Annotated in this window: 14 protein-coding genes; 3 read left to right on the plus strand and 11 right to left on the minus strand. The window is 72.7% G+C overall.

Annotated elements, in window-relative coordinates:
- Positions 1–228 precede the first annotated feature (228 nt).
- Positions 229–885: a hypothetical protein gene (locus TCUR_RS26985; protein WP_012852134.1), complete on the plus strand. Its 657-nt coding sequence runs from the start codon at positions 229–231 to the stop codon at positions 883–885.
- A gap of 23 nt (positions 886–908) precedes the next feature.
- On the opposite strand, the gene TCUR_RS08785 is transcribed toward TCUR_RS26985, so the two are convergent.
- The 6 genes from TCUR_RS08785 to TCUR_RS08810 all read right to left on the minus strand — a co-directional run bounded on the left by TCUR_RS08785 (position 909) and on the right by TCUR_RS08810 (position 6,539).
- Positions 909–1,442 carry a DUF4262 domain-containing protein gene (locus TCUR_RS08785; RefSeq protein WP_012852135.1) on the minus strand — a complete coding sequence of 178 codons (534 nt, stop codon included), beginning with the start codon at positions 1,440–1,442 and terminating at the stop codon, positions 909–911.
- A gap of 9 nt (positions 1,443–1,451) precedes the next feature.
- Positions 1,452–2,087 (minus strand): TetR/AcrR family transcriptional regulator, encoded by a 636-nt coding sequence (locus TCUR_RS08790; RefSeq protein ID WP_012852136.1) that lies wholly within the window; start codon positions 2,085–2,087, stop codon positions 1,452–1,454.
- A gap of 4 nt (positions 2,088–2,091) precedes the next feature.
- Positions 2,092–2,754 carry a maleylpyruvate isomerase family mycothiol-dependent enzyme gene (locus TCUR_RS08795; RefSeq protein ID WP_012852137.1) on the minus strand — a complete coding sequence of 221 codons (663 nt, stop codon included), beginning with the start codon at positions 2,752–2,754 and terminating at the stop codon, positions 2,092–2,094.
- A gap of 133 nt (positions 2,755–2,887) precedes the next feature.
- The gene (locus TCUR_RS08800; RefSeq protein WP_012852138.1) at positions 2,888–3,304 is read right to left on the minus strand and encodes an acyl-CoA thioesterase; all 417 of its coding nucleotides are present in this window, start codon (positions 3,302–3,304) and stop codon (positions 2,888–2,890) included.
- A gap of 42 nt (positions 3,305–3,346) precedes the next feature.
- A complete protein-coding gene (locus TCUR_RS08805; RefSeq protein ID WP_012852139.1) occupies positions 3,347–4,828 on the minus strand; it encodes an amidase in 1,482 nt (493 codons plus the stop codon).
- A 79-nt stretch (positions 4,829–4,907) separates the two neighbouring features.
- Positions 4,908–6,539, minus strand: coding sequence for an isovaleryl-CoA dehydrogenase (locus TCUR_RS08810; RefSeq protein WP_012852140.1), 1,632 nt, complete (start codon positions 6,537–6,539; stop codon positions 4,908–4,910).
- 296 nt (positions 6,540–6,835) lie between these two features.
- Between TCUR_RS08810 and TCUR_RS08815 the strand changes: the two genes are divergently transcribed.
- Positions 6,836–7,456, plus strand: a complete 621-nt coding sequence (locus TCUR_RS08815; protein WP_012852141.1) for a DUF1707 SHOCT-like domain-containing protein — start codon at positions 6,836–6,838, stop codon at positions 7,454–7,456.
- Positions 7,457–7,465: 9 nt separating this feature from the next.
- On the opposite strand, the gene TCUR_RS08820 is transcribed toward TCUR_RS08815, so the two are convergent.
- The 5 genes from TCUR_RS08820 to TCUR_RS08840 all read right to left on the minus strand — a co-directional run bounded on the left by TCUR_RS08820 (position 7,466) and on the right by TCUR_RS08840 (position 11,433).
- Entirely contained in the window at positions 7,466–7,714 is a 249-nt protein-coding gene (locus TCUR_RS08820) for a hypothetical protein (protein WP_012852142.1), read from the minus strand.
- Between the two features lie 220 nt (positions 7,715–7,934).
- The gene (locus TCUR_RS08825; protein WP_012852143.1) at positions 7,935–8,702 is read right to left on the minus strand and encodes a sirohydrochlorin chelatase; all 768 of its coding nucleotides are present in this window, start codon (positions 8,700–8,702) and stop codon (positions 7,935–7,937) included.
- Complete coding sequence (locus TCUR_RS08830) at positions 8,684–9,409, minus strand: phosphoadenylyl-sulfate reductase (protein WP_012852144.1); 726 nt, start codon at positions 9,407–9,409, stop codon at positions 8,684–8,686. Before TCUR_RS08830 ends, TCUR_RS08825 begins: the two co-directional genes overlap by 19 nt.
- Before the next feature lie 131 nt (positions 9,410–9,540).
- Positions 9,541–9,720 (minus strand): hypothetical protein, encoded by a 180-nt coding sequence (locus TCUR_RS08835; RefSeq protein ID WP_012852145.1) that lies wholly within the window; start codon positions 9,718–9,720, stop codon positions 9,541–9,543.
- Between the two features lie 60 nt (positions 9,721–9,780).
- On the minus strand, positions 9,781–11,433 hold the full coding sequence (locus tag TCUR_RS08840; RefSeq protein ID WP_012852146.1) for a nitrite/sulfite reductase: 1,653 nt from the start codon (positions 11,431–11,433) through the stop codon (positions 9,781–9,783).
- A gap of 888 nt (positions 11,434–12,321) precedes the next feature.
- Here TCUR_RS08840 and TCUR_RS08845 point away from each other — a divergent pair.
- Complete coding sequence (locus tag TCUR_RS08845) at positions 12,322–13,224, plus strand: YihY/virulence factor BrkB family protein (protein ID WP_012852147.1); 903 nt, start codon at positions 12,322–12,324, stop codon at positions 13,222–13,224.
- Positions 13,225–13,250 lie beyond the last annotated feature (26 nt).

A 13,250-nucleotide genomic window follows, 5' to 3' on the forward strand; every position in this document is an offset into this window, starting at 1 on the left:
CGCCTAAACCGCGCTTAAGTTGCTTTTCTTCTCTCTCTGGCTCCCCGGGAAACTCCTGGGTCACATGTGACTCGCGTTTTTCGATCTTCTCGGGCGGAAGGCGTCCGTCGCCGATGAAGTCCGCTTCGAAAAAGCGCCGGGATGGGGCGTGCGGCAATGGGCAACCGGCTGTGCTTTCACAGCGTGCCATGTGTGGCAGATCACATCAGCGACCCCAGGAGTACGGCCATGTATCCACCGTCCCGACCACGCCCCACCCCCGACCCCAAGAAGGTCACCGGCCTGGGCTGCCTGGGCTGCCTGGGCATGCTGGTCCTGCTCGTCGCCTGCGGAGCCGTCCTCAACGCGGTCGATCCCCAGCCCTCGCCCACCTCGACCGACCGGGCCGCCGCCACCCCGGCGGCCACCGCCTCCGCCGCCACGCCCACCGTCACCCCTGCCGCCACTCCCGTGCCCGCCCCCAGCGCGGATCGGGCCGCCCGCCTCATGTGCGCCTACACCGTCCGGGCCGGGGCGCTGCGCCGCGCCGGATGGACCGGCAAGGCCGAGACCGCGCTGGACAAGGCGATGGACGCCGCGTCCCTGTCCCGCCACCCGGAGGTCGCGGTCCTGGCGGGCCGGACGGACGGCACGTTCGCCAGACGGGCCGGGGTCTGGTGCAGGGTGAACCTGCCGGACGTCACCGCCTCCCCGGTGCCCGAGCGGCCCACGCCCGCCAAGACCACCCGGCGTCCGGCGCCCCGGCCGGAGAACCGGCCGGAGAACCGTCCGGCCCTCCGCACCGTCCGGCCCGGGGCGTTCTGCTCGCCACCGGGAGCGACCGGCATCTACAACGGGCGCATCTACACCTGCAAGGGACCGGGGCAGCCGCGCTGGCGGCGCTGAACGCGCATGGGGGGAGGGGGCGCTCAGCTCGTCCAGATGCCGGGGGGATGGGATTCGGGGGAGAGCCACAGGGACGGCTGGTATCGGCCGAGGGCGGGGTCGCTGCCCGCCTGCCAGGGGTAGCGGCCGGCCGCATCGGGCCACACCGCCTGCAGGAAGGGCAGCGGCGGGTGGCGGTAGAAGCGCAGGGCCTCGCTCAGCAGACGCTCGTACCAGTGGGTGTGCACCGGGCGCAGCACGACCGGGTGACGATCGGTGGCGTCCCGGCGCTCCTGCCCGGCCACCAGGGGGTGACCGGCGGCGGCGCGGTCGCCGAGGTTGTTGACGATGGTCTGCATGTCATAGGGCTCCAGCCCGAAGACCACCAGCTCGGGGGAGCGGAGCGTGTGCCACAGGCCGGCGGTGAAGGCCCAGCCCGGGCGGTTTTCCCGGGGGGAGGTGAGGATGACGCTCCAGCCGTACTGCTTGACGTGGACGATGGTGCGCAGTTCGAACTTGCCCAGCCGGTCGCGGTCGCCGTAGTCGTGGCAGATGATGCACCGGCAGACGGACCCCATGGCCAGAGCTTAAGCGGTGTGATCGTCCTCATGCGGGCCGGTTCGCCTGCAGCGGAGCGGGGACAGCAGGGCCGAGACCAGGTCGCCGAGCGCCTTGCCCGCGCGGTCCCGCTCGGCCGCCGGGTCGGCGGCGACGCAGATGGCATAGCCGGCCTGGAAGACCGCACCGAACAGGGCGTGGGTGAGCGGGTCGGCGTGCTCGGCCGGCAGCAGACCCTCCGCCGCGGCGGCGTGCAGCGCCCTGCGCAGCAGCCGGCGCGCGCAGTGCGGGTCCTCAAAGCTCAGCGACCGCTCCCAGCCCAGCACGGCCGGCCCGTCGCGCAGCATGATCTGCCGCACCTTCGGTTCCAGGCAGGCGTCCAGGAAGGCGTGGAGGCCGGTGATGAGCGCCGAGGCGGTGTCGGCGGCGCCGGCCGAGGCGGCGGCGCAGCGCGCGAAGACCTCCTTTTCCACCTCCTGGTAGACGGCTTCGAAGAGGTCCTCTTTGTCGGCGAAGTGGTGGTAGAGGGCGCCGCGGGTGACGCCGGCGCGGCGGACGATCTCGGTGGTGGAGGTCCCGGCGAAGCCGCGTTCGGTGAACAGGGCGACCCCTGCGGCGATCAGTTGTGCCCGTGTCGCGTCGCCCTGTTCCACCTTGCGGTTCATGGGGTCATGGTAGGAGATGCACGTTCAGCGTCCGGTCCGCGCCGATGGCGGCCGGGTCGCTGCGGCCGGAGGCGGCCATCACGAAGTCCATCGGGTCGGCGGCGATCACCGGGCCGCCGGTGCCGATCTGCTGGGACGGCAGGCCGTCCAGCTCCAGCCGCAGCGGGCCGCGCCCCAGTCGGTGCAGCTCTTGCCGCAGCCAGGCGACGGCGGCGGCCAGTCCCGCGCCGCGCCTGCGGGGCCTGCCCAGCGCCACCAGGACGTCGTCGGTGTGGACGAAGGCGTCGTACCACAGGGTGAGCACCCCGTTGAAGATCGTGCGGCCGGGGACCGGGCTGGGGGAGCGCCACGCCTGCTCGTCCAGCCCGCTCAGGAACCGGATCAGGCGGGGCGCCGCGCCGCGCAGCAGGCCGGCGACCTCGGCGGGGGAGGAGCCGCGCAGCGCCTTGGCCTGCTCGTCGGGGCTGCGTTCGCCGATCGTGCCGTCCAGGGATTCGACGGCGCCGAGCGTCACGTGCCCGGCAACGTCGCGGACCTCCCAGCCGGTGCAGCGGGTGGGGGCGCTCCACTCGGCCTCGCTCAGCGGCTCGATCAGGTCGGCGAAGGCCGCGTACTCCTCGGCCAGTCCCTGAACCAGGTCGGCGGGGGTCGGGTCGTTCGAGTTCATCGCGGGTGATCCCTTCGTCGCGGGGGTTTCCACCATACATACATGCAGTCTGTATGTATAGGGCGCGCGAAGCCTCTCCCGGAGCGGTTCGGTCACTTCCGGAAAGACCGCAGGGACGGCCCTCGAAGACGGATCACAGACCCAGCGGCGCGGGGGCGCCGGCCAGGGCGCGCAGCCGCTCGGCGGGGGAGGGCACCAGGCGGCGCTCGGCCAGGTCGAGCAGGCCGCAGACGCTGCTCACGGTCGCCGCCACCGTGCCGTCGAGCTTGCGCACCTGCTGCTCCACCCGCCAGGTCTTGCCCTCGCCCCACACGAACGCGCAGGTCACCTCGGCCTCATCCCCGCCGCGCAGCTCCCGCAGGTACTTGATGACGGTCTCCAGGACCACCGGCCCGACCCCGGCGGCCACCAGCGTGTCGGGCAGGATCCCGGCCGCCCTGAGGCACTCCCACCGGGCGTGCTCGGCGTACTGCAGGTAGACGGCCTGGTTGAGATGTCCTTGGACGTCCAGCTCATAGCCGCGGACGCCGATGCGCACAGCGAAGGTCACTCGCCAGAGTCTAAAAAGCGCGCCGATCGGCGTCCGCGGCGGTCACAGCGGCGGCTCGGCGTCGGCCCACGGGTGGGCCTCTTCGAGCTGAGTGGCCAGCGACAGCAGCAGCCCCTCCCCGCCCAGGCCCGCCACGAACTGCACGCCCAGCGGCAGGCCGTCGGGGGTCCGGTACAGCGGCAGCGAGATCGCCGGGCGGCCGGTGATGTTGGCCAGCTGGGTGAAGGGCACCGGCGCCAGGTTGGCGGTGATGGTGTCCTTCCACTGCTTGGTCTTCGACAGCGTGCCGGTCAGCCCGAGCAGGAGCAGCGCCCGGCCCAGCAGCCGCAGCAGCGGCGGGGTGGCCAGGGCGCCGATGCGCACCGGCGGGCCGGCCAGCGTCGGGGTGAGCAGCAGGTCGTACTCTTCGTGGAAGGCCGCCAGGGCGCGGGTGTGCTCGTTCCAGCGGTGGTGGGCGAGCAGGTAGTCGGCGGCCTTCACCGAACGGGCCGCGGCGGCCAGCAGCCGGTTGTCCAGCTCGAAGTGCCGGGCCGGCGCCCCCGTCCGGCGGCGGATCTCATCGATGGTGGCGGCGACCTGCGCGCACCACATGGTCAGGAAGTCCTCGGCCAGTTTGCGCCCGTCCACGGCCGGCGCGGCGGGCTCCACGCGGTGACCCAGCTCGGTGAGCATGGTGACGGCGGTCTCGACCGCGGCGACCGCCTGCGGGTCCACCGGCGTCCCGATCGGCGATTCGGTGGTGTAGCCGATGCGCAGCGGCTTGGGCGGACGGCGCGACAGCTCCAGGTAGGAGGTCTCCGGGCGGCGCACCGCATAGGGGCCGCCCGGGTCGACCTCGGCGGTCAGCACGTCCAGCATCACCGCGGTGTCGCGGACCGTGCGGGAGATGACCCCGTCGGTGGCCGCGCCGTGCAGGTACTCGGCGTAGTCGGGGCCGGCGGGCACCAGGCCGCGGCCGGGTTTGAGCCCGACCAGCCCGCAGCAGGCCGCCGGGATGCGGATGGAGCCGCCGCCGTCGCTGGCCCCCGCCACCGGGACGATGCCCGCCGCGACCGCCGCCGCCGAGCCGCCGGAGGAGCCGCCGGGGGTGTGGTCGAGGTTCCAGGGGTTGCGGGTGGGGCCGTTGACCTCCGGCTCGGTGACCGCGGTGGTGCCGAACTCGGGGGTGTTGGTGCGGCCGAAGATGACCAGCCCGGCGTTCAGCCAGCGTCGCACGACCTCGCTGTGGTGGGGCGCGGGCACATCGCGCAGCGCGCGGGAGCCGCAGCCGGTCGGCACGCCGGCGTAGTCCTGGTTGAGGTCCTTGACCAGGAACGGCACCCCGGCCAGCGGGCCGGACAGCGGAGTGGCCGCCCGGGCGCGGGCCTGCTCGTGCATCGGGCGGACGATGGCGTTCACCCGCCCGTCCACCTGCTCGGCGCGGGCGATCGCCGTCTCCAGCAGCTCGCCGGGCGTCACCTCCCCGCGCGCCACCAGCTCCGCCAGACCCACGGCGTCGAACTTGCGGTATTCGCCGTACTCCATGACCACCACCGGAAACTGAGGGGTTGGCTCGGAATCTTTGCCGCACCGCGCAGGCGGGCCGGCCGCGATCTGCAGGCGGTCAGCCCGCCTTCGGGGTCGCCCGCTCGATGATCGGGCCCAGATCCAGCCCGGCCGGCAACGTGCCGAAGGCCCCGCCCCAGTCGCCGCCCAGGCGGGAGACGCAAAAGGCGTCGGCGACGGCCGGGTGGCCGTACCTGACCAGCAGGGACGCCTGCAGCACCAGCGTCAGCAGCTCGGCGACGCGCCGGGTGCGCAGCTCCAGGGTGGCGGTGTCGGTGAGGCTGTCCTTGGCCCGGCGGATCGCCGCATCCAGGTGGCGGTCGGCGCCTGCGGCCTGCTCGACCTCGGCGAAGAACGCCTCCAGGCACTGCGGCTGTTTGGCCATGGCCCGCAGCGCGTCCAGCGCGGCGACGTTGCCCGAGCCCTCCCAGATGGAGTTCAGCGGGGACTCGCGGAACAGCCGCGGCATGCCCGACTCCTCGGCGTACCCGTTGCCGCCCAGGCACTCCAGCGCCTCGGCGGCGTGCGCCGGCCAGCGCTTGGTCACCCAGTACTTGCCCACCGCCAGCGCCAGCCGCTTGAAGGCCGCCTCGGCGGCGTCCCCGCGGATGGCCCGGTCGGCGGCCCCGGCCAGCCGCATCATCAGCGTGGTGGCGGCCTCCGACTCCACCGCCAGGTCGGCCAGCACGTTGCGCATCAGCGGCTGGTCGATCAGGTAGGCGCCGAACGCCTTGCGGTGGGCGGCGTGGTGGGCGGCGACGGTCACCCCCTGGCGCATGCCGGCCGCCGCGCCGATCAGGCAGTCCAGCCGGGTGGAGTTGACCATCTCGATGATGGTCCGCACGCCCCGGCCCTCCTCGCCGACCCGCCAGGCCACCGCGTCCTCGTACTCGATCTCCGAAGAGGCGTTGGAGCGGTTGCCCAGCTTGTCCTTCAGCCGCATGATCCGCATCGGGTTGAGCGAGCCGTCCGGCAGCACCCGCGGCAGCAAAAAGCAGGTCAGCCCGCCCGGCGCCTGGGCCAGCACCAGGAAGATGTCGCACATCGGGGCGCTGGTGAACCACTTGTGCCCGACCAGCCGGTAGGAGCCGTCCGGCTGGGGCGTGGCGGTGGTGGTGTTGGCGCGCACGTCCGAGCCGCCCTGCTTTTCGGTCATCGACATGCCCGCCAGCAGCGCGGCCTTGGTCAGCGGGGGACGCAGCCCGAAGTCGTAGGTGCGCTGGACGAGCAGCGGCTCGTACTGGGCGGCCAGCTCGGGGTTGTGCCGCAGCGCGGGGACGACCGAGTAGGTCATGGAGATCGGGCAGCCGTGACCGGCGTCCACCCGCCAGACGTAGAACTTGGCGGCCCGCGCCACGTGCGCGCCTTCGCGTGAGTCGGCCCAAGGGGCGGCGTGCAGGCCGTGGGTGACGGCCACGGTCATCAGCTCATGCCAGGCCGGGTGGTACTCCACCTCGTCGATGCGGTGGCCGTAGCGGTCGTGCGTGCGCAGGACCGGCGGGTACTCGTTGGCCAGCCGCCCCCACTCCTGGGCCCGGCGGGTGCCGGCCAGCCGGCCCAGCTCGTGCACTTCGGCGGACGCCCAGCCGGCGCCCTCGCGCTCCAGCCCCTCCAGCAGCGCGGGGTCGTCGGCGAGGTCGTAGTCCTCCAGCGGAGGGGCCTGGTTGAACACTTCATGCGTCGTGGCCATGGCTGCTGCTCCCTGGACGGCTTGCTCGCTGCCCCGCCACTGTACAGAACGACATTCGAAAATCCCATGGCCGGTGAACCTTTTTCACCACGCCGTCTCCGCAGGTCGCATGCGAGGGCCGCGCGGCCGGGACGCTGCCGTGATCTGCAACGTCGCGGCATGGAGAACGCAAGGGCTCCCGTCCCCGGTGCCGTGGACCACGTGCCGGAAAAGGCCCGGCGGGTCCTCCTCATGGAGGGGTGATCTCGTCCGCGGGTCGGAGGGCCGGCGCCGGTGCGGGCCGTAACGTCATAGGCATGGAACACCTCACCCCGCATCCGCGGCGTCCGCTCCCGCCGGGTTCGGTGCGCGCCTCGGACGCCGAGCGGGAGGCCGTCGTGGAACGGCTGCGGATCGCCTCGGTGGAGGGACGGCTGACGTTCGCCGAGCTGACCGAGCGCACCGCCGCCGCCTACGCCGCCGTCACCCGCGGGGAGCTGGAGAAGGTCGTCGAGGACCTGCCGGGGGTGGGCGCCCCCGGCGCCGAACCCGCCCCCAGCCTGGTCAGCCGCCGCTTCACCGCCGTGCTGGGCGATGTGCGCGAGCACATCGTCGGCCGTATCGAAGAGGAGCTGAACCTGCTGTCGGTGCTGGGCGACATCGTGCTCGACCTGCGGGACGCCCAGGTGCCGCGCGGCGAGGTCGCCATCGCGGCCGTGGCGGTGCTGGGCGACATCAAGGTCGTCGTGCCGGACGGGGTGCAGGTGCAGATGAGCGGCTATGCGGTGCTGGGCGACCGCCGGGTGAGCCTGCGCCGGCCCGCGGCCGGCCGGGCCGCCCCGGTGGTGCGGGTGTGCGCCCACTGCGTGCTGGGCGACATCGAGATCGTCGACGGCGAGCACGACGCCGCGGCCGGCCGCTCCGTGCGCGACTGGTGAGGGCGCCGCTCACCGTTCCCCGCGCCGGCCGCCGTACTTTTTGTGGACGGCTTGCTTGGAGACCCCGAGCGCCTCGGCGATGCGGGTCCACGGCAGCCCGTGGGCACGGGCCCGCCGCACCTGGACGGCCTCCAGGCGCTCGGCCCGGCGGCGCAGCGCGTTGGCCGCGGCCAGCGCCTTGAGCGGATCCTCATCGGCGGTGGCCTGGCTCAGCCGCAGCAGCTCCTCCACCGCATCGGTGCCGGCCGAGCGGATCACCGGCCGGGCCCCTTCCCGGCGACCAACGGGATCAACGAACCTCCTTCACCGCGACCACGCTCCGTTGCCCACCGGCCGCATGCGCGCGGGCCGGCGGCCCTCCCCGGCGGGGACCCTTCCCCGGCCGCGGCGAAGGCACGCCTGCCGGGTCGGGTGCGCGTTCGCGCCGGCCACGCCAGATCGCCTACCCCGATCGCCACGGCGCAATCCGCCGCCGCGGTCAGACCGCCGCGGCCTCCCCGGCGCCGGCCAGGCACTCGTCGTAGCGGTGCAGCACCACCTCGGCCAGCTCGGGCGCATCGCCCAGCACATCGGAGACCACGGCGGCGCCGGCGGCCAGCGACTCGGCGTGGACCTTGTCGGCGAAGTGGCCGGGGGCCAGGAAGTAGGAGGCCACCGCCACCCGGGGCGCACCGGCGGCCAGCAGCGAGGCCACCGCGTCGGCCGGCAGGGGGCGGGCCGCCGAGGCGAACGCCGGGACCACGTTCCACCAGCCGGCCGCCCGCCAGCCGTGGGCCAGGCCCGCCACGGTGGCGTTGGCCGCCGGGTCGCTGGAGCCGGCCGCCACCAGCACCACCGCGGTGTCCGGGTCGCCGATCGGCACCCCGGCCTCGGCCAGGCGCCGCTCCAGCGCGGCGATCAGCAGCGGATGCGGTCCCAGCGTGCCGGCCAGCCGCATGTGCAGCCGGGGCCGGGCGGTGCGCACCCCCGCCAGCACCCCGGGAATGTCGATCTTGCTGTGGTAGGCCGCCGTCAGCAGCAGCGGCAGCACCACCGCCGCGTCCTCCTGCAGGCCCCGCAGCACCCGGTCGGGGGAGGGCGGGGCGTGGTCGAGATAGGAGGCCAGCACCGGCAGGCCCGGCCGCCGGCGGCGGACCGCCGCCAGCAGCCGCGCCACGGTCAGCGCACTCCGCGGGTCCCTGCTGCCGTGCGCCACCGCCACCAGCGGCACCGGCCGGCCGGTGCGGATCAAAGGTGAATGCCGCATTCGGTCTTGCCCAACCCGGCCCACCGGCCGCTGCGCGGATCTTCGCCCGGCGCCACCGGGCGGGTGCACGGGGCGCAGCCGATGGACGGGTAGCCGTCGTAGTGCAGCGGGTTGACCAGCACCCCGTTGTCGGCGATGTAGTCGTCCATCTCCTGCTGCGTCCAGTTGAGAATCGGGTTGACCTTGACCATGCCGCGCCGGCCGTCCCATTCGACGACCTTGCGGTCGCGGCGGCTGGGGGTCTCCTCCCGGCGGATCCCGCTGAACCAGGCCATGTAGCCCTCCAGCGCCCGGCTCAGCGGCTCGACCTTGCGCAGATGGCAGCACAGGTCCGGGTTGCGCCCATACAGCCGCGGCCCGAGCGCGGCCTCCTGCTCGGCGACCGTGCGGGTGGGGGTCACGTTGATGACGTTGACCGGGTAGACCGCCTCGACGGCGTCGCGGGTGCCTATGGTCTCGGCGAAGTGGTAGCCGGTGTCGACGAACAACACGTCGATGCCCGGCTTGACCTTGGAGACCAGGTGGATCAGCGCCGCGTCCGACATGGAGGAGGTCAGGCAGATGCGGTCGCCGAACGTCGCCACCGCCCAGCGGACGATCTCCAGTGCAGAGGCGCCCTCCAGTGCCTGGGCCGCCGAGTCGGCGACGTCGCGCAGGTCGAGGGCCGGCCGGTCGGTCGAGGTCGCCACAACGGTCGTGGGGGGCATGGGGACTCCTCTCCCGAGGGTGCTCGTCATCGGGTCGTGCGCGAGAGGCCCGGCGGCCCGCGCCGTAGCCGCCGGACCTCTCGCGGCCGTGCCGCCTGCCGTGCCCTGACGGCGGTGAGGCCGGTGGGAACTCATCGGGTGGCGCGGTCTGCGGTGGGCGGGGCGGCCGGGCCGGGCATCGCCACCGCCAGGAACTTCAACCCGAAGGCGCGGGCGCAGGCACGGCAGTGCCAGGTCCCCTCGCCCTCGTAGGGGACCAGGTCCTCATCGCCGCAGTAGGGGCAGTAGAACGGCGCCGCGCGTTCGCTCATCGCCGCCTCCCCTGTCTCATCGCTCGCATCGCTTTGCCGCCTTCGTGGGTGAACGCGCCGCTACTGCAGGTCGGCCTCGTCGGCCCGGTGCACCCAGTCGGCGAAGCTCTCGCCCTCGGCGCGCTGCTCGTCGTATTTGCGCACCACCCGCTCGACGTAGTCGGCCAGACCGTCGGCGGTGGTCTTCAGGCCGCGGACCTTGCGCCCGAAGGAGGCGCCGACCCGGCCGCCCAAGTGGATCTGGAAGCCCTCCACCTGCTCGCCGCTTTCGTCCACCACCAGCTGGCCCTTGAGGCCGATGTCGGCGACCTGGATGCGGGCGCAGGCGTTGGGGCAGCCGTTGATGTTGATCGACAGCGGCTGGTCGAAGTCGGGGAGGCGCTTTTCCAGCTCCTCGATCAGGTCCATGCCGCGCTGCTTGGTCTCGACGATCGCCAGCTTGCAGTACTCGATGCCGGTGCAGGCCATCGTCTGCCGCCGGAACACCGACGGGCGGACCTGCAGGTCGTGCCGGGCCAGCTCGGCGGCCAGCTCCTCGGTGCGCGCCTCGGGCACGTCCAAGATGACCATCTTCTGCTCGGCGGTGGTGCGCACCCGGCCCGAGCCGTACTCGTCGGCCAGGTCGGCGATCACCTTCAGCAGGTCGCCGTTGAGCCGGCCGACCTTGGGCGCGAACCCGACGTAGTAGTTGCCGTCCTTTTGCCGGTGGATCCCCACGTGGTCGCGGTGGGGGAGCGGCGCGGCCGGCTCGGGGCCGTCCGGCAGGGCGTACCCCAGGTACTCCTGCTCCAGCACCTGCCGGAACTTCTCGGCGCCCCAGTCCTTGACCAGGAACTTCAGCCGGGCGCGGCTGCGCAGCCGCCGGTAGCCGTAGTCGCGGAAGACCGAGGTGACGCCCTTCCAGACCTCGTGCACCTGCTCGGGCCGCACGAACACGCCCAGGCTCTGGGCGAACATCGGGTTGGTGGACAGCCCGCCGCCCACCAGCAGCTGGTAGCCGGCCTCCCCGGCGTCGTTGACCACGCCGACGAACGCCACGTCGTTGATCTCCGGCACGGTGCACTGGGAGCTGCAGCCGGAGATGGCGCTTTTGAACTTGCGCGGCAGGTTGGAGAACTCCGGGCTGCCGATGTAGCGGTCGCGCACGTCGCGGATCTGCGGCGTGGCGTCGATCACCTCATCGGCGGCGATCCCGGCCAGCGGGCAGCCGATGATCACCCGGGGGGTGTCGCCGCAGGCCTCGGTGGTGGTCAGCCCGACCGCCTCCAGCGCCTCCCAGATCGCCGGGACGTTTTCGATCTCCACCCAGTGCAGCTGGATGTTCTGCCGGTCGGTGACGTCGGCGGTGCCGCGGCCGTACCGGTTGGAGATGTCGGCGATGACGCGCAGCTGGCGGGTGTCGAGCTGGCCGCCGTCGATGCGGATCCGCAGCATGAAGTAGCGGTCGTCGAGCTCCTCGTCCGGCAGCGCACCGGTCTTGCCGCCGTCGATGCCGGGCCGGCGCTGGGTGTACAGGCCGTACCAGCGGAACCGGCCGCGCAGGTCGGCCGGGTCGATGGAGTCGAAGCCGGTCTTGGAGTAGATGTCGATGATCCGCCGGCGGACGTTCAGGCCGTCATCGTTCTTCTTGGTCTCTTCGTTCTTGTTCAACGGCTCGCGATAGCCCAGGGCCCACTGGCCCTCGCCTCGCTTGCGCCTCACACTGGGTGGCACGGTCGCGTCCTGCTCCTAGATCGGGAAGGGGCGACGCGCGGCACACCGGCAGGCTTAACCGCCGGCTCGACGGTGAGCGGTGCGAGTCAAGGGTGACGCCGGCGCACCACGCGATGGGAACTGCATGGGCGTGGTCGAGCGTCACCGACAGATAGCGCTGCGTACCCGCAGAAAGTCAACGTGCCGGCGCTTCACCAGCGTCGGGTTCGCAGCAGTCATACTCCGACTCTGACATGCCGTCTCAAGGGCTGTCCAGTTTCGTCCACCATGTGGACGAGTGACATCGGTCAACCCTGCCTGACCCAGTTCACCGGCGGTTCGCTCCCTGAAGACCGGCCCTGACCTGCGTTCTGGTCCATCTCGCGCCGACCGCGGATGGCCGGGCGCGTCTGGTGCTGGCAGTCGCACCACGAACCGCCACGGCACTCCTCGTGGCGTCGCTCCCGACAGGAATGGCAGATCACGGCATCATTTTCACCCACTCCGGGGAGTGCTTCGCACCATGCCCCGCCGTCTCGGCCCCGGCGCGGGCCCCGACGGGCGGGACGCGCCGCCCAGGCCCCGGTGATCTCCGTCGTTTCGCCGCCGCGGAGCGTCATAGCCGGCATGAGCGGCGGCATGACGGATCTCTCACCCGGTGGACGGCTGACACCGGCACCGGTCCGCGAGTGTGAATTCAGTCACACGGAGAGTGATGAAGGTGCCGGCGTGGAGGTCGCAAACCCCCGGCCCGCCCGTTCGCGGGTTGCGGATGCGCTGCGGCGGGCGGGCATGACCGGTCCCCGCCGCCGAAGCCGGCCCCCGGACACCGCACCCGTCCCGGATGTTCCCTCCCCGCCGGGCGGCCGGCGCAGGGGAGAGGATCCTCCTGCGGGGGATGGCCCGTCCGTGGGGGACACGAATGCCACGCGCACGCCCCGGCGAACGATCGCCTGGCGGCTGGTCAAGGGCACCGCCGTGGCCGGATTCCGCCACCGGGTGACGGGACTGGCGGCCGAGGCGGCGTTCTTTGCGCTGCTGTCGCTGCCGCCGCTGGTCATCGGGCTGATCAGCACCATGGGGCACCTGCGGGGCGCGCTGGCGGGGGAGACGGTCGCCGACATCCGGGCCTGGCTGATCCGGCAGGCGCACAAGATCCTCGCCGGACCGGCGGTGGACGACGTGGTCACCCCGCTGATCGACGAGGTCATCCGGGGCGGCGGGGTGGACCTCATCTCCGTCAGCTTCCTGCTGTCGCTGTGGGCGGGATCGCGGGCCACCAACGTCTATGTGGACACCATCACCATCGCCTACGGACTGTCCGGGCTGCGCGGGGTGATCCGCACCCGGCTGCGGGCGTTCACGCTGTACCTGATCGGGCTGGCCGTGGCGGTCGTGGTGATCCCGCTGCTGGTGGCCGGGCCCGCCCTGGTGCGCCAGGCGCTGCCGGTGGGCGAGGCGTTCGTGCGGCTGCTGTACTGGCCGGTCGTCGTCACCTTGTCGATCATGTTCCTGGCCACGCTGTACCACATGAGCGTGCCGGTGCGGACCTCCTGGCTGCGCACGGTGCCGGGGGCGGTGCTGGCGCTGGCGATCTGGATCCTGGGCAGCGTCGCCCTGCGGGTCTACTTGGCCGGATCGCTGTCGGGAGTGTCGGTCCACGGCTCGCTGGGCGCCCCCATCGCCGTCATGGCCTGGCTGTATGTGACCGCCCTCGCGGTGCTGATCGGGGCGATGCTCAACGCCGAGATCGACCGGATGTGGCCGTCCGCCGCCACCGCCGCCGCCCGGGCCGCCCGGAGTGACGGATAGGTAAATTCCACTCCCATAACCGCTCT

The organism is Thermomonospora curvata DSM 43183, assembly GCF_000024385.1.
In the GTDB taxonomy this organism is placed as follows: Bacteria; Actinomycetota; Actinomycetes; order Streptosporangiales; family Streptosporangiaceae; genus Thermomonospora; species Thermomonospora curvata.

Bases quoted from the DNA above. Each gene is read 5' to 3' on its own strand.
- TCUR_RS08805 (WP_012852139.1), bottom strand. From the start codon at position 4,828: ATGGAGTACGGCGAATACCGCAAGTTCGACGCCGTGGGTCTGGCGGAG.
- TCUR_RS08790 (WP_012852136.1), bottom strand. From the start codon at position 2,087: ATGAACCGCAAGGTGGAACAGGGCGACGCGACACGGGCACAACTGATC.
- TCUR_RS08785 (WP_012852135.1), bottom strand. From the start codon at position 1,442: ATGGGGTCCGTCTGCCGGTGCATCATCTGCCACGACTACGGCGACCGC.
- TCUR_RS08815 (WP_012852141.1), top strand. From the start codon at position 6,836: ATGGAACACCTCACCCCGCATCCGCGGCGTCCGCTCCCGCCGGGTTCG.
- TCUR_RS26985 (WP_012852134.1), top strand. From the start codon at position 229: ATGTATCCACCGTCCCGACCACGCCCCACCCCCGACCCCAAGAAGGTC.
- TCUR_RS08830 (WP_012852144.1), bottom strand. From the start codon at position 9,409: ATGCCCCCCACGACCGTTGTGGCGACCTCGACCGACCGGCCGGCCCTC.
- TCUR_RS08835 (WP_012852145.1), bottom strand. From the start codon at position 9,720: ATGAGCGAACGCGCGGCGCCGTTCTACTGCCCCTACTGCGGCGATGAG.
- TCUR_RS08795 (WP_012852137.1), bottom strand. From the start codon at position 2,754: ATGAACTCGAACGACCCGACCCCCGCCGACCTGGTTCAGGGACTGGCC.
- TCUR_RS08825 (WP_012852143.1), bottom strand. From the start codon at position 8,702: ATGCGGCATTCACCTTTGATCCGCACCGGCCGGCCGGTGCCGCTGGTG.
- TCUR_RS08810 (WP_012852140.1), bottom strand. From the start codon at position 6,539: ATGGCCACGACGCATGAAGTGTTCAACCAGGCCCCTCCGCTGGAGGAC.